Origin of the sequence: Bordetella sputigena (assembly GCF_965137885.1) — a bacterium.
Lineage (GTDB): Bacteria > Pseudomonadota > Gammaproteobacteria > Burkholderiales > Burkholderiaceae_B > Bordetella_C > Bordetella_C sputigena.
Window position 1 is genome coordinate 153585 of record NZ_CBCSCA010000005.1, and the last position, 17073, is coordinate 170657.

Sequence of the window (17073 nt, forward strand, 5' to 3'; positions counted from 1 at the left end):
GTGTTGGAACTGCCATGGCCGTCGGAGACGGTGTAGGTAATGGACGTGGTCGTCGACTGGCCGTTGGGCAGGTAGTCGAAGGTGTGGCCGGGATTGAAGGTATAGGTACCGTTGGCGTTCAGGGTGAAGGTGCCGCCATTGCTGCCCTGGATCTGCTGGCCCACGTTGCCGGCATTGCCATTGACGGAATTGACCACCAGCGTGTCGCCGGGGTTGCCGTCGGTGTCATTGCTCAGCACGCCGTGGGCGGGGTCGGTGACCGCCAGCACGATGTCCTGCTTGGTCGCGCCGGTATCGTCGTTCGCCACAGGCAACACATTGGTGCCCGTGACCGTGATGGTCAGCGTGGCCGTATCCGTGCCACCCTCACCGTCCGACACCGTGTAGGTGATGGACGTCGTGCGGGTTTCGCCTTGGCCCAGGCCATCGAAATCGTGGCCCGCGTTGAAGGTGTAGCTGCCATTGGCGTTCAGCGTGAACGTGCCGCCATGATCGCCCGTCACCTGGGTGCCCTGGCCTTCGACGACGGATTGCGCGTTGCCGTTACCCTTGACGCTGACGACCTTCAGGGTATCGCCGTCGGGGTCCGTGTCCTTGCCCACGCCGGCATCGCCCAGAATCACGTTGCCGGACGCCTGGCCGTTTCCGTCCACGGTGGCAACATCATCCAGGGCCTTCGGCGCCGGGTTGGTGACATCCCATTCGAAGGTCTGCGTGGCGGTCTTGCCGGTGGTGTCGGTGGCCGTGACGACAACCTGGTAGATGCCGTCGTGGTTCGTCCCACCCTGCGACGCGGAATGGTCGATAGTGCCCGTGATCTTGCCGGTGTCCTTGTCGATCGTCAGTCCGGGCGGCAGGCCGTTGGCGGTGTAGGTCAGCTTGTCGCCGGCATCCACGTCCGCGAAGTGGCTGGCGGTGTCCACATTGATGCCCGTGTCGGCGTCCTTGCCGACCTGGGCATCGATGTGGCCGACCACCTTGGGCGCGTCATCCGTGCCATTGATGGTGATCGTGACGGTGCTGGTCTTCGTGCCGTCCAGGCTGGTGACCGTGTAGGTTTCCACGATGCTCTGGCCGGTCTTCAGGCCCTGCACCACCGGATTGTCGTTCGCCACCGTGTAGGTGTACGAACCATCCGCGTTGAAGGTCAGCGTGCCCAGCGGCGCATTGCCGTTGCCCGTGCTGCCGTCAAACTGCGCGCCCGGCTTGAAGCTGCTTTCACCGGCGTCCACGTCGGTGATCGTCAGCTGGCCGCCGGTCACCAGGTTGCCGTCGTTGCCGACGTTCTGGTCTTCCGTCACCGCGCCCGTGCCGGCGCTCACCACCGGCACGTCGTTCGTGCCGACGATGGTCACCACGACCTGATGCGTGGCGCTGCCGTCGACCGAGCTCACCGTGAAGGTTTCGGTCAGCGTCTTGCCCGCGCCCAGGGCTTGTACCGCCGGATCGCCGTTGTTCAGCTTGTACGACCAGTTGCCGTTCTCGTCGATCGTGAACGTGCCGTGCGCGCCGGCGTGATCCGGCGTGGTCGAGAACTTGGCCTCGCCCGCATCCGCATCCTTCACATCCAGCTTGCCGCTGGTCGTGTCCGGCGTGGCGTCTTCCGTCACCGTGCCGTGGTCGCTGGCCGTTTCCGGCTGGCCGGGCGTGCCCGGATCGTGCGGAGTGATGACCGCGCCGTCGTCCGTGCCGTTGATGGTGATCGTGATGGTGCTGGTCTTCGAGCCGTCCAGGCTGGTGACCGTGTAGGTTTCGACGATGCTTTCGCCGGTCTTCAGGCCCTGTACCACCGGATTGTCATTGGCGACCGTGTAGCTGTACGAACCGTCGGCGTTGAAGGTCAGCGTGCCCAGCGGCGCGTTGCCGTTGCCCGTGCTGCCGTCGAACTGCGCGCCCGGCTTGAAGCTGCTCTCGCCGGCGTCCACGTCGGTGATGGTCAGCTGGCCGCTGGTCACCAGGTTGCCGTCGTTGCCAACGCTCTGGTCTTCCGTCACCGCGCCCGTGCCGGCGCTCACCACCGGCACGTCGTTCGTGCCGACGATGGTCACCACGACCTGGTGCGTCGCGCTGCCGTCGACCGAGCTCACCGTGAAGGTTTCGGTCAGCGTCTTGCCCGCGCCCAGGGCTTGCACCGCCGGATCGCCGTTGTTCAGCTTGTACGACCAGTTGCCGTTCTCGTCGATCGTGAACGTGCCGTGCGCGCCGGCGTGATCCGGCGTGGTCGAGAACTTGGCCTCGCCCGCATCCGCATCCTTCACGTCCAGCTTGCCGCTGGTCGTGTCCGGCGTGGCGTCTTCCGTCACCGTGCCGTGGTCGCTGGCCGTTTCCGGCTGGCCCGGCGTGCCCGGATCGTGCGGAGTGATGACCGCGCCGTCGTCCGTGCCGTTGATGGTGATCGTGATGGTGCTGGTCTTCGAACCATCCAGGCTGGTGACCGTGTAGGTTTCGACGATGCTTTCGCCGGTCTTCAGGCCCTGTACCACCGGATTGTCATTGGCGACCGTGTAGCTGTACGAACCGTCGGCGTTGAAGGTCAGCGTGCCCAGCGGCGCGTTGCCGTTGCCCGTGCTGCCGTCGAACTGCGCGCCCGGCTTGAAGCTGCTCTCGCCGGCGTCCACGTCGGTGATGGTCAGCTGGCCGCTGGTGACCAGATTGCCGTCGTTGCCAGCGCTCTGGTCTTCGGTCACCGCGCCCGTGCCGGCGCTCACCACCGGCACGTCGTTCGTGCCGACGATCGTCACCACGACCTGGTGCGTCGCGCTGCCGTCGACCGAGCTCACCGTGAAGGTTTCGGTCAGCGTCTTGCCCGCGCCCAGGGCTTGTACCGCCGGATCGCCGTTGTTCAGCTTGTACGACCAGTTGCCGTTCTCGTCGATCGTGAACGTGCCGTGCGCGCCGGCGTGATCCGGCGTGGTCGAGAACTTGGCCTCGCCCGCATCCGCATCCTTCACGTCCAGCTTGCCGCTGGTCGTGTCCGGCGTGGCGTCTTCCGTCACCGTGCCGTGGTCGCTGGCCGTTTCCGGCTGGCCCGGCGTGCCCGGATCGTGCGGAGTGATGACCGCGCCATCGTCCGTGCCGTTGATGGTGATCGTGATGGTGCTCGTCTTCGAACCATCCAGGCTGGTGACCGTGTAGGTTTCGACGATGCTTTCGCCGGTCTTCAGGCCCTGCACCACCGGATTGTCGTTGGCGACCGTGTAGGTATACGAACCATCCGCCTTGAACGTCAGCGTGCCCAGCGGCGCATTGCCGTTGCCCGTGCTGCCGTCGAAATGCGCGCCCGCCTTGAAGCTGCTTTCGCCCGCGTCAGGATCCGTGATCGTCAGCTGGCCGCTGGTCATCAGATTGCCGTCGTTGCCAACGTTCTGATCTTCCGTCACCGCACCCGTGCCGGCGCTCAGCACCGGCACATCGTTCGTGCCGGTAAGGGTGATCGTCACCGTCTGGTAGTCGAAGCCGCCCTTACCGTCGCTGACCTGGACCGTGAACTGCTGTTGCACGGTCTCGCCCTGGGACAGGCCCTGCACGTTGTCGTTCGCGGTGAAGGTCCACTTGCCGGTCTGGTCGACTGCGAGAGAGCCGTATTGGCGCGTATCGCCGCCTACCACCGCCCAGCTATGGGTGTCGTGGACATCCACGTCGCTGACGTTCAACTGCCCGGTGACCGTCGTGGCCGCGTCCTCCGTCAGGGCGCCGCTGCTCACGCCGCTGATCACCGGACTGTCGTTGGTACCGACGATGGTGATCGTCACCGTCTCCGGCGTGCCGTCGGCGGTCTTGACAGTGAAGGTCTCCGTTAGCGTTTCGCCCTTGCCCAGCGCTTGCACCTGCGGATCGAAATTGTTGAGCGTATAGCCCCAATGACCATCCGGCAAAATCCCGAAAATGCCATGCGCGCCCGTAACGAGCTGGGGCTGGAACTGCGACTGCCCCGCATCGGCGTCCTTGACGTCGAGATCACCGGTAGCCACGAACTTCCAATCCTCAACCACCGTTCCCGTATCGGAACCCGTGACCACCGGCACATCGTTCGTGCCGGTGACGACCACCGTCACTGTCTGCGTGTCCGTGCCGCCATTGCCGTCGTCCACCTGCACGGTGAAGGTTTCGGTCTTGGTCTGGCCTTCGCCGAGCGCCTGGACCGCGGCATTGTCCACCGTGTACGTCCACTTGCCGGTCTGATCGACCGTCAGCGTCCCATAGTTGCCCTTCGGGTCGCCCGTCACGGACCACGTGTGACCGTCGTGCACGTCTACGTCGGAAACCGCCAGTTGTCCCGACACCGACGGCGCCGCGTCTTCCTTGATCGCGCCGGTCGCCACGCCGCTGATCTCCGGCGTGTCGTTCGTGCCGTCGATCGTGATGGTCACTTCCGTCGGCGTGCCGTCGGCCGCCAGGACAGTGATCTTCTCGGTCAGGCTCTCGCCCTTGCCCAGCTCCTGCACCGCCGGGTCGCTGTTGTTCAGGTTGTAGGTCCAGTTGCCGTTCGTATCGATGTTGAACGTACCGTGCGCCGTCACCGTGTTGGTCTGCGCCTGGAAGAACGACTGATCGTGGTCGGCATCGATGATGTCCAGCTTGCCGCCGGTGCTCAGCGTCGCGTCCTCCTTCACCTCGCCCTTGTCGCTGTCCGGCGAATGCGGCGTGATCACCGGCACGTCGTCGGTGCCGTTGATGGTGATGGTGATCGTGCTGGTGGCCGAGCCGTCCAGGCTGGTCACCGTATAGGTCTCGACAATGCTCTCGCCGCTGCGCAAGGCCTGCACCGCCGCGTTGTCGTTGGCCACGGAATAGTGGTACGAACCGTCCGCGTTGAACGTCAGCGTGCCCAGCGGCGCGTTGCCGTTGCCGGTGCTGCCGTCGAAGTGCGCGCCCGGCTTGAAGCTGCTCTGGCCGGCGTCCACATCGGTGACGGTCAGTTGTCCCGAAGCCACCAGGTTGCCGGCGTTGTCGACGTTCTGGTCTTCGGTCATCACGCCCGCGCCGCTGCTCAGTACGGGAACGTCATTCGTGCCGTCGATGGTGATGGTCACTTCCGTCGGCGTGCCGTCGGCCGTCAGGACGGTGATCTTCTCCGTCAGGCTCTGGCCAGCGCCCAGTTCCTGCACGGCCGGATCGCTGTTGTTCAGGTTGTAGGTCCAGTTGCCGTTCGCGTCGATGTTGAACGTACCGTGCGCCGTCACCGTGTTGGTCTGCGCCTGGAAGAACGACTGATCGTGATCGGCATCGACGATGTCCAGCTTGCCGCTGGTGCTCAGCGTCGCATCTTCCTGGACTTCGCCCTTGTCGCTATCCGGCGAGTGCGGCGTGATCACCGGCACGTCGTCGGTGCCGTTGATGGTGATGGTGATCGTGCTGGTGGCCGAGCCGTCCGCGCTGGTCACCGTATAGGTCTCGACGATGCTCTCGCCGCTGCGCAGCGCCTGCACCGCCGCGTTGTCGTTGGCCACCGAGTAGGTGTACGAACCATCGGCGTTGAAGGTCAGCGTGCCCAGCGGGGCATTACCGTTGCCCGTGCTGCTGTCGAAATGTGCGCCCGGCTTGAAGCTGCTTTCACCCGCGTCCGGGTCGGTGATCGTCAGCTGGCCGCCGGTCACCAGGTTGCCGTCGTTGTTGACGCTCTGGTCCTCGGTCACCGCGCCCGCGCCGCTGCTCAGCTCCGGCACATCGTTGGTGCCGGTAATCGTGACAGTGACGTCCTGGATCGCCGTGCCGCCGTTGCCGTCATCGACCAGGATGTGGAAAGTTTCCTGCACTTGCTGGCCCGCCGCCAGCGCCTGCGTCGCTGCCTGGTCGACGGTATAGGTCCACTTGCCGGTCTGGTCGACGCTGATGGTGCCGTACTGGCCCTTCGGTTCGCCGGACACCGACCAGCTGTGCGTGTCGCTGGTGTCGATATCGGCCACGGCCAGTTGGCCGGATACGGTCTGCTCGACGTCCTCGGTGGCAGCCGCGGTGCTCGCGCCACTGATGGTCGGGATGTCGTTCGTGCCGTCGATGGTGATGGTCACCGTCGTTTCGGTACCGTCCGCCGCCTTGACGATGAACGTCTCGGTCAAATGCTCGCCCACCGCCAGTTGCTGCACTTGCGGGTCGTCGTTCGTCAGGTTGTAGGTCCAGTGACCTTCCGCGTCGATCGAGAAGGTGCCGTGCTGGCCGGCCGTGCCGGTCTGCGCCTGGAAGAAGGACTGGTCGTGATCCGCGTCGACGATGTCCAGCTTGCCTTCTGTCGTCAGGATGACGTCTTCCTGGACTCGGTTGGAATCCGGGCCGGGTTCGCCGCCCGGGGTGATGACGGGCACGTCGTTGGTGCCGGTCACCGTCAGGGTCAGCGTCGCGATCGACGTACCGCCTTCGCCGTCGGAAATCGTGTAGTTGATGGTGGTGGTCTTGGTCTCGCCCGCCGCCAGGCTCTGGAAATCCTCGCCCGGGTTGAACGAATACGAGCCGTCCGCGCGAATTGTGAACGTGCCGCCGGCGGAACCCGCCACGACGACGCCTTCCGCCGTCATATCCCTGTCGCCGGCGCGCACCACCGTCAGCGTGTCGCCGTCTGGATCGATGTCGCGGCCGGCACCCTGCGCATTGCCAGTCAGGACGTTGCCGGATACGCCAGCGTCTTCCGTCGTCGTGGCGGCGTCATTGACGGCCAGCGGGCCCGGGTTGGAAACGTTCCAGTTGAAAGTCTCGGTGACCGTGGCGCCGCTGGCGTCGGTCGCGGTGATCGTGACCTGATACACGCCATTGTTGCCGCCTTGCGAAGCGGAATGGTCGATGGTGCCGGTGATCACGCCGGTGTCCGGGTTGATCGTCAGGCCGGGAGGCAGGCCGTTGGCCGAGTAGGTCAGCTTGTCGCCGTTGTCGATATCCGTGAAGTGGCTGGACACATCGACATTGATGTTCTGCTGGGCATCGACGCCGTTGACGTTGTCGATCGCGGTGGCGGTCGGCGCGTCGTTCAGGCCGTTCACCGTCACGGTGACGGTCGCGGTGGACGTATTGCCGAAGGGATCGGAAATCGTATAGGTCAGCGTGCTGGTCGCGGTCTGGCCGACGCCCAGGTTGTGATACGAATCGCCCGGATTGAAGACGTAGCTGCCATCCGGGAACACCGTGAACGTGCCGCCGGTCGAGCCGGCCACCTGCACGCCACCCGTCGCCATGGGCCTACCACCCACGGACTGGATGAACACCGCGTCGCCGTTGGGATCGGTGTCGTTGGTCAGGATGTTGCCAGCCACGAACGACTTCTCCGTCGTCGTGTTGGCGTCGTTGCCGGCGGCCGGGGGATCATTGGCCGGGGCGTTGTTGTTCGTCGCCAGGCCGGCGGGGGTCAGCAGGTTGATCGCGGGGGTACCGGCGCCGGGATAGGCCAGATCCAGCGGCGTGGTGGCTTCGACGACGCGGGCCAGGCGCACGAAGCTGCTGCCGCCGGCATCGCCGCCGCCGGCCACCAGGGCGGCCGTGGGATCCAGGTTGTCGAACGGGTCCTGGCCATTCTGCAGCGCGGCCAGCAGGCGGTCGGAATCGGTGCCGGTGGGCGCGGCCACGGCGGCTTCGGAGCGGTCCACCGGCTGCCCCGCCATATCGGCGTTGAAGGCCACGTCGCGGTTTTCGCCGATCGTCAGCGGCATGCCGCCTTCGGTCTGCAGGGCCACGGTCGCACCCGAGGCGGTCACGATTTCGGTATCGGGGGGGATCCGGCTGCCGGCGTGCAGCTCGGTCAGCGAGCCATCGCTGTTGCGGATCCAGGCACGTCCGACGACTTGCGTAACTACGGCGGGGGTGGAGAAGGCCATTTGTTTAGCTCCGGTTTAGGATGGCGTAATCCTATAGACCGGGCCGATTGGCCGATATTGTCCTGGAGGACAGGTTTGCGGATTGGATGAGTATCCCGACGCTCAACGGGCGATGCCGAGAACCGGGCGGCCGCCATGGCCGGCCGCGGCTCACCCGCCATCCAAGGCGGATACCCGGTCATCAGCCGTCAACGGCTGATGCCGTGTACCTTCAGCGCCAGTTGCAGGCGGTCGCTGACGCCCAGCTTTTCGAAAACGGACGACAGGTGCGCCTTGACGGTGCGCTCGGTAATACCCAGCGCCGCCGCGATCTCGCCATTGGCTTCGCCCACCGCGGCGCGCCGCGCCACGACATCCTCGCGCTCGGTCAGCGCATTGGCATGCCATTCTTCCTTGCCGCCCGCCCGGCTTTCCACCAGTCGCAGCAGGCGGGTCACCAGGGAACGGCCCATCCAGATTTCGCCGGCGTCGACGACTTCCAGCACCTGATTCAGCAGCGCCGGCGGCGCATAGGCATGGCAGTAGCCGACGGCGCCGGAGGCCAGCACCTTGGTCCCCTGCTCGTCGTGCGGCCGCGCGCTGGCGACCACCACCCGCAAGCCGCTGACGGCGCCGGTCCATTGCTCGGAAGTCCAGGCCGGCAGCTTGGGCAGGTCCGCATCCACCACGACCAGCGATCGGCCCTGCTCGCGCCAGCGCGCCAGGTCGGGCAGCGCCCGGCCGCGCGCCGGCAGCCAGCGGCGCGCATCCAGGCCCGACCAGTGTTTCCACAGCAGATCGTCATGGGTGACGAACAGAACCGGTGCCACGTGCATCGATACCTCTCTAGTGGCCTGCCGCGGCGCGACGTGACGCGTCGCGGCAGGTGTGCGAATGCGAATCCAGAAGAACGGTGGGACTATGGGGACTTGTCGAGCCAGGCGGCCTATCGTTGCCTACCGTTCCGTAAACGCGTTTTCCTTGGCGCGCAGGATGGGTTTCAGCAGATACTGCAGCACCGTCCGCTTGCCGGTAAGAATGTGCACCTCGGCGATCATGCCCGGGATGATGGCCAGATGCTGGTCGCCGACCGAGGCACGATCGGTGCGCACGCGCACGATATAGAACGAATTGCCGCGTTCGTCGGTGGTCGTATCGGCGTTGATCTGCTCCACGACGCCTTCCAGGCCGCCGTAGATGGAATAGTCATACGCCGTGAACTTCACCTCGGCCTTCTGCTGCGCGTGCAGGAAACCGATGTCGCGCGGCTGGATGCGCACTTCCAGCAGCAGCGTATCGTCGGTCGGCACGATCTCGATGATGTCCTTGCCCGGCTGCACCACGCCGCCCACCGTATTGGCCAACAGCGTCTTGACCGTCCCGCGCACGGGCGAACGGATCTCCGCCAGCTTGACCTTGTCGGCCAGCGCCAGCTTGCCTTCACGCAGGGTGCGCAGCTTGGTGGTGGTATCGGACAGCTCGCTGCGCGCCTGGTTGCGGATGTTCAGTTCGGCTTCCTTGGTCTTGCTCAGGGCTTCCTGGATAGACGCCTGGATACGATCGATCTGCGCGTCCGCCGCTTTCTGGTCGCCGCAGCTCTTGGCGACGTCGCGCTGCAGGCGCAGCAGGTCGACTTCGGATACCGCGCCGCTGTTCAGCAGCGGACGCGTCACGGAAAGCTCCCTGGACGTCAATGAGCACGTGGTCGCCGCCTGATCGCGCTTGGCTTGCGTTTCACGCAATTCTTCCTGCCGCTGCTTGACCTGCTCCTTGGCCACGCTGACCGTCGCGTTCAATTCGTTGGTGCGCTGGATCCAGGCATTGCGTTCGGCCTCGGCCGCCGCGGGCAGTTGCTGCAGTACCTCGTCCGGCACCTGGAAAGGCTCGCCCGTGGCCAAGGCGTGCAGGCGCGCGGCCTTCGCCTCCAGCGACAGGTATTCCGCCTGGTTCTCGCCCAGGGACGAATTGAAGCGCGTCGGATCGATCTTCAGCAGGATCTGGCCCGGCTCAACGGTCTGGCCCGGCCGGACCAGGATTTCCTTGACGACGCCGCCGTCCAGGCTTTGCACGACCTGTACCTGCCGCGAAGGCACCACCTTGCCTTCGCCGCGCACTACTTCATCGATGGGGCTGGTGCCAGCCCAGATCAACAGGACGGTGATGACGACCAGCGAGGTCCACAACAGCACCCGGGCGCCGCGCGCGTCGGAATGATAGATGGCCCATTCCGCATTGCCGGCGTAGCCCGTGGTGACCTTGGGCTTGCCGCGCTCTTCGCCGTCCAGCAGGGCGTCGAAGAGCTTCACGAAGAGCGTGCGCGGCAGGCGCACGATCGCGCCCAGGAAGGAGCCGTTCGAGTTGGCGACATGCGTGTTCATGCTCAGGCTCCCCGTCCCACCCGGCCAGTCCGCAGCGCTTCCACCACCTGCTCTTTCGGACCATCGGCAACGACCCGGCCGCCATCGATCACGATCAGGCGGCTGACCAGCTCCAGCAGCGCCGTACGGTGGGTGATCAGGAACATCGTCTTGTTGGCGCTGGCCGCGGCCAGCTGCTTGCGCAGGCGGGTCTCGCTCTGGTGATCCATATTGCTGCTGGGCTCATCCAGCAGCAGCACCGGGGGATCATTGATCAGCGCGCGCGATATCGCCACCGATTGCCGCTGGCCGCCCGACAGCGATTCGCCGCGTTCGCCGATCAGCATGTCGAAGCCGTCGGGATGCACGTTGGCGAAGTCGCTGACACCGGCCACCTCCGCCGCCGCCAGGATGCTGGCGTCATCGGCGTACGGCGCGCCCATGGCGATGTTGTGCTTCAGGCTGCCGTAGAACAGCACCGGATCCTGCGGCACATAGCCTATGGCGCGGCGCAGGTCGGCCGGATCGATCTGCCGTACGTCCACGCCGTCCAGCAGCACGGTACCCTCGGTCGGCTGGTACAGGCCCAGGATCAGTTTTTCCAGCGTCGTCTTGCCCGAGCCGATGCGGCCGATGATGCCGATCTTCTCGCCCGGATTCAGCTTGAACGAGACGTTCTGCAGCACGGGCTGCGCCGCGCCGGGATAGGAGAAGGTGACGTCGCGGAATTCCACCGAGCCATGGAACACCGGTCGATGCAGGAACTCGGCGGTCTCGGGCCGTTCGACCGGCAGCTGCATGTAGTTGTCGATCGAACCCAGCGACGTACGGGCGTTCTGGTACTGCATCAGCAATCCCGCGACCTGCCCCAGCGGCATCAGGCAACGGCCGGAGATCATCGACGCGGCAATGATGCCGCCCATCGAGACGGCCGAATCGTGCGCCAGGTAAACACCGATGGTCACCACCGCCACCGACACCAGCTGCGACATCGCACCGACGAAACCCACCGTCGTACTGGACATCAGCTTGAGCTTGCTGCTGATATTCGCGATGTATTCGGTCGAACGCTCCCAATTGCGCTGCATGGTGCCTTGCGCGTTCAGGGTCTTGACGGTCTCGAAGCCGGTCAGCGCTTCCACCAGGGTGGCATTGCGTTGCGACGAGGCCTGGTACGACGCCATGGTCATCGTTTCCATGCGGAACTGCGCCGCCAGGGACACCAGAATTACCAGCACGATGGCGATGACCGGGGGTATCACCATCCAGGGTGAGATCCAGGCCAGCACCAGCAGGAACATGATGACGAAAGGCAAATCGACCAGCGTGGTGATGCTTGCCGACGCGATGAAATCGCGGATGGCTTCGAAGGACCGCAGGTTGGCGGCGAACGAGCCCACCGAAACCGGCCGCCCTTCCATGCGCAGGTCCAGCACCCGCTCCATGATCAGCGCGGAAAGCTTGATGTCGACGCGTTTGCTGGCGCTATCGATGACGTGGGCGCGCGCCGTGGTCAGGATGGTATTGAAAATGACCACGATGGCGATGCCGACGACCAGCACCCACAATGTCTCAAGGGCATTGTTGGGCACCACCCGGTCGTACACGTTCATCGTGAACAAGGGCATCGCCATGGCGAATACGTTGATCAGTATCGCGGCGACGATGGCGTCGCGATACAGCCGCCGGTTCTCGAATATCGCCGACCAGAACCAATGGCGTCCGCGCACCTTGCCGACCTCCGGCGAACGTGCGTCGAAGCGGAACTGCGGCCGCACGAAACAGCACATGCCGGTGTAATCCTGCGCGAGCTCTTCCGCGCTGATTTCCACCGATCCGGCGCCCAGCTCCGGGTGGCTGATCAGGTACTTGCCCTCGCGCGCTTCCAGCAGCAGGCAGGCCCGCTCGCCGTGCAGCAGCAGGATGGCCGGCAGGATATCGGTGGGGATCTCGGCCACCGCACGCCGCACCAGCCGCGCCGACAGGCGCGCCCGCGCGGCGGCGCGCGGCAGCAGGGCCGGCGTCAGCCGCTGGTCGACCAGCGGCAAGCCGGCCGACAGCGCCTGCGCCGTCGCCGGCACGCCATGCACCCGCGTCAGCTCGACCAGGCACTCCAGCAGGGGATCATCATGGGTCGAGCGCGGGTCAACGCGCCACGAGTCCACCGAGCGGTCAAATAACTTGTCCGTCTTCATCGTCCAACAAATCCAGATGTTCGGATAACCTGGCCCGGTGCTGCTTGCGCTCGTTGAGCTTGCGCTGCGCGTGCGGCGGCAAATCCGTCAGCCGCAGCGTGCCGTTGGCGATCAAGGCGTCGATCAAGTCCTCAAGTACGCGGACGAAGTCCAGGTCAAGCTTGGAAAATCCGTCGTCTCGCTGATCGTCGCCTTTAGTCGCCATGGCAAATCACCACTTCGGGGTGGAACCCGGGCGTGCCGGGCTGGGTTGAGTGGACTTGCCCGACGGGACAAAGTCCGGCGGCGTGGTGCCGTTGTTATAAATAACCTTGACCGGCTCCAGACGCGTCGCGTCCGGCACCGTCGAATTGCACAGCTTGATGACGTCGTCGCTGACTTCCAGCTTGGACTTCTCGTCCGGCGTCTCGTCGTTGGCGGGACGCAGGCCCAGCGTAGGCAGCAGCTTGTGCGACAGCGTCAGCCAGCGGTACTGGGCCACCTGCAGGTCATACACGGCGTTGGTCAGCGCGCGGCGCGATTCGAACAATTCGTTTTCGGTGTCCAGCAAGTCCAGCAGCGTGCGCTGGCCGATCTGGAACTGCTGGCGGTACGCATCGCGAACCTTGGTGGTGGCCACTTCGTGGTCGCGCAGGAAAGGCAGGGCCTGGCGCAGGTGCACGATGTTGTTCCAGGCGATCGCCAGGTCCTGCTGGATATTGCGGCAGGTGTAGTTGCGCACGTCGCGGGCGGCGTAGCTCTGCGAGGACGTCTGGCGCACGCGCGCCGAATCCGCGCCACCGCGATACAGGTTGTACGACATGACCAGCTGCACGTTGGTGCTGCGGGTGTTCTTATAGTCGGGGCCCGGCTGCGACGTATCGGTGCCGGTCGACGCCACGAATTCGAACTTGGGCGAGAACGCGCCCTTGGACGATTGCACGCCGGCATCCGCGGCCTGCAGCAGCGCCTGCTTGGACAGGAACGACGGGTTGCTGCGCAGCGAGTCGTTGAAGTTCTTCGGATCCTTGGGCAGTTTGTCTTCCAGGCGGGGTGGCGGCGCCAGCGTGGTCGGCACGTCCAATCCCGTCACGCGGCGGAAACGCTGCGTGACATCGTTCAGGTTGGCGCTTTCCGTCATTAGGTTGGTCTGCGCCAAGGCCAGACGACCGCCCGCCTGTTCCAGATCGACGCGGCGACCCACGCCGGAATCGGCGCGTTCACGGATCTGTTTCTGCGTTTCCTCATGCAGGCTGTAGTTCTGGCGCGCCAGCGATTCCAGGGCGCGATAGCGCTCGACGTCCAGGAAAGCCTGGGTCGCGTTGAATGCCATCTCGTCGCTGGTGGCCAGCAGATCGTAGTAGCGCGACAGCTTCTCGAAGCCGGCCTGCTTCACGTCGTTGTTCGTCTTGAAGCCATCAAACAGCAGCTGGCGCAGTTCCAGGGTATACCCCGGACGGTTCCAGCTGGCGGAGCCTTCACCCGGCAGGTTGCTCTGCCACTCGTGGCCGACCCAGCCCTGCGCATTGACCTGCGGCAGCCATCCGCCCTTGGCGACGTTCTGCCCTTCCAGGGAGGAACGGAAATCGTTATAGCGGGCCTGGATTTCCGGATTGGTCAGCAGCGTCTGTTCGACCACCTGATACAGCGTGGCAGAGCCCTTCACATCCGTCGCCTGCGACACCGGCGCGCCGGCGGCGGGCGCCACCGGGGGCTTGGCAAGTTGGCCATTCGACTGAGCGGGTTGAGTGGGCTGGGCGACAGCGGCGGCGGTGGCAAAAGTTGCCAGGGCGGCAACTAGATGCTTCAAACGAAACGATTGCATGGCATTCCCGTAATGCGTGTTCGTGGTTGAGTAACAGCTGATTTCCCGGCTGTAATACTTCGCGCTCAGCACGTGCCGCTCCGCATACAGGTATTTTTATAAGAGGAACGGTCGACGAAACAGCTATGAAGAAACTGCGGCCGGCATTGTCAGTGTCGTTCAACGCCTGATCAACTCCGAAAAAACGCGGTTTATTTCATTGCCTATCAACCGAATGTAAATATTATGGGTAGGAAACGCCTTAGGTGGCAGACACAGTTGTAATGGCTTTTGAGAAAGCCCCTGCTCTTCAGCTCATATCCGCGCCTTCTTCAGTCAACATCCTGCAAATCACCGCTATGTTCGCGGAGTCACGCAACTCGGCGAATGTAACGACGGCCAAAAGGGCCGCAGTAACACGTAACGGTGTTGGCCGCGCACGACACCGTTGTGATGTAACAACATTTATTGAAACATACAAATTCAACGTCCAGACAGACAAAGATCAAAACGGCTGGCCGTCCCGTGTAGACCCGCCTAGTCCAATTTGTCGACAACGAGAGGGCTACGCCCCGTCACCGGGCATCCGAGTTGCCCAGTCGCCGCGAGCCCTGGCCGCGAGCGCGCGCAATCCAAAACTTTTCTGGTATAGTTGCGGACTTGCTTGATGTGGGGCGGTAGCTCAGCTGGGAGAGCGTCGCGTTCGCAATGCGAAGGTCGGGAGTTCGATCCTCCTCCGCTCCACCACCCGGATTCGAAGGCATCCGCGGATGCCAGGAACAGCGCCGAAAGGCGCTGTTTTCATTTGTGCCGCGGGGCTTCGCGGCGAGCCCGGCCCGCGCCCGCCCCCCCTCTGACCGCTGCTTTGCAAGCCGCTGAATACGGGGCCGCTGCGCCGGCGCGCGCCGTCACCTCATCCGAGCCTTCGCGCGGTCCAACCCCGGGTCCTAATCGGCTTTTGCCACCAGCGCGGCCAGCACCGCGTCCAACTCGACACGGCCACGCAGGACCGCATCGTTCTGGCCTTCGAAGCAGATCCAGCCCTCGTTGAAACCGTCGAGCATGCGTATGCGGGGCTCGGGGTTCCGCATGCCCTGTGAGCGGAACAGCGCTTCCCATTCCTTGCGGTCCACGACCTCGGCCCGGACGGGCCTGCCCAACACCTTGCCGAATGCCGCGGCGATGTCGTTGGGGCTGACGCGACGCGGACCTTCCAGCTCGACCACACGCGCGCCCGCCCACGTATCCTGCAGCAAGGCCGCGGCGACACGCCCCACGTCGGCGGTGGCTACCATGGGCACGGGCCGGTCCAGCGGCTGCAGAAAGCTGGCGATCACGCCCTGATCGCGCGCCGACGCGACGTCCCAGGCGGCGTTCTCCATGAACCAGCCGGGGCGCAGGAACGTCACGGGCATGGGCAACGTGCGCAGCGCCTGCTCCATCAACCCCAGCTGCGTCAGCAGATTGGTGTGCGACGCATGCGCGCCGATGGTGGAAAGGCACACCACTTTCGCCGGTCTGGCTTGTCGCAGTGCCTCGCATACGGCCTCGATGATTGCTTTCGCGCCCCGGAATCCAGGTTCCGGATCGAATTGCGGCGGCAGCAGGACAAACACCGCTTCGGCGCCGGTGAACGCCTCGGTTAACGCCGCCGCGTCCTCAATCCGCGCGACGGCGATCTCACATCCCTGCGCCGCCCAGGATGCGGCGCGCCCGGCGTCGCGCACGACCGCCCTTACCGGCTGGCCCGAGGCCAATAGTTCGCGCGCCAACGCGCCACCCACTTGGCCCGTGATACCTGTGATCGCGTACATGAATCTCTCCTTGAGTGATGGGATTGAATAAACCCGCGGAGACAATTCTGGATCGATGGGGCCAGTAACAAAATGACCTTAATGGAACTTGATAAGTGACAGGACCGCACTAATAGGGCATGATCGCCCGGTGTGCCGCGACGACCGTCGCCGCCACATGTTCAACCGGCAGTCCGGAACAGGCGAGACGCATCTCCGACCACGCATCCATGAAAACCAGACTGGAGAATTTCACCAGCGGCATCAGCGTATTCGCGGCCATCGTCGACAGCGGCTCCTTCGCCGCCGCGGCTGACATGATAGGCATGTCGCCTCCCGGCGTGAGCCGCGCTATCGCCAGGCTGGAGAAGCGGCTCGGCATCCGGCTGTTCAATCGAACCACCCGTTCGGTATCGCTGACGGAGGAAGGACGCCGGTTTCATGAACAGGTCATTCCTCATCTGGCTGGACTGGAAGAAGCGGCCATCATGGCGTCGGGCAGCGCCTCCGCCGTGCGGGGCAGGCTGCGGGTCAATCTGGATGCCGTGTGCTATCGGGCCATCCTGGGAACGCATCTGGATCGATTCATGGATGCCTATCCGGAACTGGAGGTCGAACTCATTGCCCGGGATAGCCTGGGCGACCTCGTCACGGAAGGTTTCGATCTGGCGCTGCGATTCGGCAATCCCCGCGACTCCACGCTCGTCGCGCGCAAAGTGCTGGATACCGCCGTGGTCACCGTCGCCGCGCCCGCCTATATCGAACGCTGGGGCCGGCCCGCCCGCCCGCAAGACCTGGCGGATCATGCGCGCCGATGCCTGGAATTCCGCGATCCGCAGACCGGTAAACCCTTTCCGTGGGAGTTTCATCGCGGCCGCAAACGCCTCGTCGTTCCGACAAACGGGCGCTTGACGGTCAACGATCCCGGCGCTTTGCTCCATGCCTGCCTGGCGGGTTCCGGGATAGCGCAGATGCTGCACCTGGGCGCCTCCCGACTGCTTGCGGACGGCCGCTTGATCAACCTGTTTCCCGATTGGGTGGACGAGCGCTATCCGCTTTACGTGTTTCACCCGTCCAGGCATCACGTTCCAGCAAAGACCCGCGCCTTCCTGCAGTTCATCGCGGATTGGGCACGCGGCTGAAGCCGCGGCCCATACCGGCACTTGC

At 64.7% G+C, this 17073-nt stretch carries 8 protein-coding genes and 1 tRNA gene; 2 read left to right on the forward strand and 7 right to left on the reverse strand.

What is annotated here, in order from left to right; genetic code table 11:
• The 6 genes from ACNA0R_RS11805 to ACNA0R_RS11830 all read right to left on the reverse strand — a co-directional run.
• Positions 1 to 7799 (reverse strand): retention module-containing protein (locus tag ACNA0R_RS11805; protein WP_415826195.1); only part of this gene is annotated, 7799 nt, incomplete at its 3' end.
• A gap of 188 nt (positions 7800 to 7987) precedes the next feature.
• A complete protein-coding gene (locus ACNA0R_RS11810) occupies positions 7988 to 8614 on the reverse strand; it encodes a helix-turn-helix transcriptional regulator (RefSeq protein WP_415826196.1) in 627 nt (208 codons plus the stop codon).
• 120 nt (positions 8615 to 8734) lie between these two features.
• Positions 8735 to 10156: an HlyD family type I secretion periplasmic adaptor subunit gene (locus ACNA0R_RS11815; protein ID WP_415826197.1), complete on the reverse strand. Its 1422-nt coding sequence runs from the start codon at positions 10154 to 10156 to the stop codon at positions 8735 to 8737.
• A gap of 2 nt (positions 10157 to 10158) precedes the next feature.
• Entirely contained in the window at positions 10159 to 12330 is a 2172-nt protein-coding gene (locus tag ACNA0R_RS11820) for a type I secretion system permease/ATPase (RefSeq protein WP_415826198.1), read from the reverse strand.
• On the reverse strand, positions 12308 to 12535 hold the full coding sequence (locus ACNA0R_RS11825) for a hypothetical protein (RefSeq protein WP_415826199.1): 228 nt from the start codon (positions 12533 to 12535) through the stop codon (positions 12308 to 12310). Before ACNA0R_RS11825 ends, ACNA0R_RS11820 begins: the two co-directional genes overlap by 23 nt.
• A gap of 6 nt (positions 12536 to 12541) precedes the next feature.
• Positions 12542 to 14134 carry a TolC family outer membrane protein gene (locus ACNA0R_RS11830; RefSeq protein ID WP_415826200.1) on the reverse strand — a complete coding sequence of 531 codons (1593 nt, stop codon included), beginning with the start codon at positions 14132 to 14134 and terminating at the stop codon, positions 12542 to 12544.
• Positions 14135 to 14784: 650 nt separating this feature from the next.
• On the opposite strand from ACNA0R_RS11830, the gene ACNA0R_RS11835 reads away from it, so the two are divergent.
• A tRNA-Ala gene (locus ACNA0R_RS11835) sits at positions 14785 to 14860 on the forward strand.
• A gap of 200 nt (positions 14861 to 15060) precedes the next feature.
• Here ACNA0R_RS11835 and ACNA0R_RS11840 read toward each other — a convergent pair.
• Positions 15061 to 15927 (reverse strand): NmrA family NAD(P)-binding protein, encoded by an 867-nt coding sequence (locus tag ACNA0R_RS11840; protein ID WP_415826201.1) that lies wholly within the window; start codon positions 15925 to 15927, stop codon positions 15061 to 15063.
• A 209-nt stretch (positions 15928 to 16136) separates the two neighbouring features.
• On the opposite strand from ACNA0R_RS11840, the gene ACNA0R_RS11845 reads away from it, so the two are divergent.
• Complete coding sequence (locus ACNA0R_RS11845; protein ID WP_415826202.1) at positions 16137 to 17048, forward strand: LysR family transcriptional regulator; 912 nt, start codon at positions 16137 to 16139, stop codon at positions 17046 to 17048.
• Positions 17049 to 17073 lie beyond the last annotated feature (25 nt).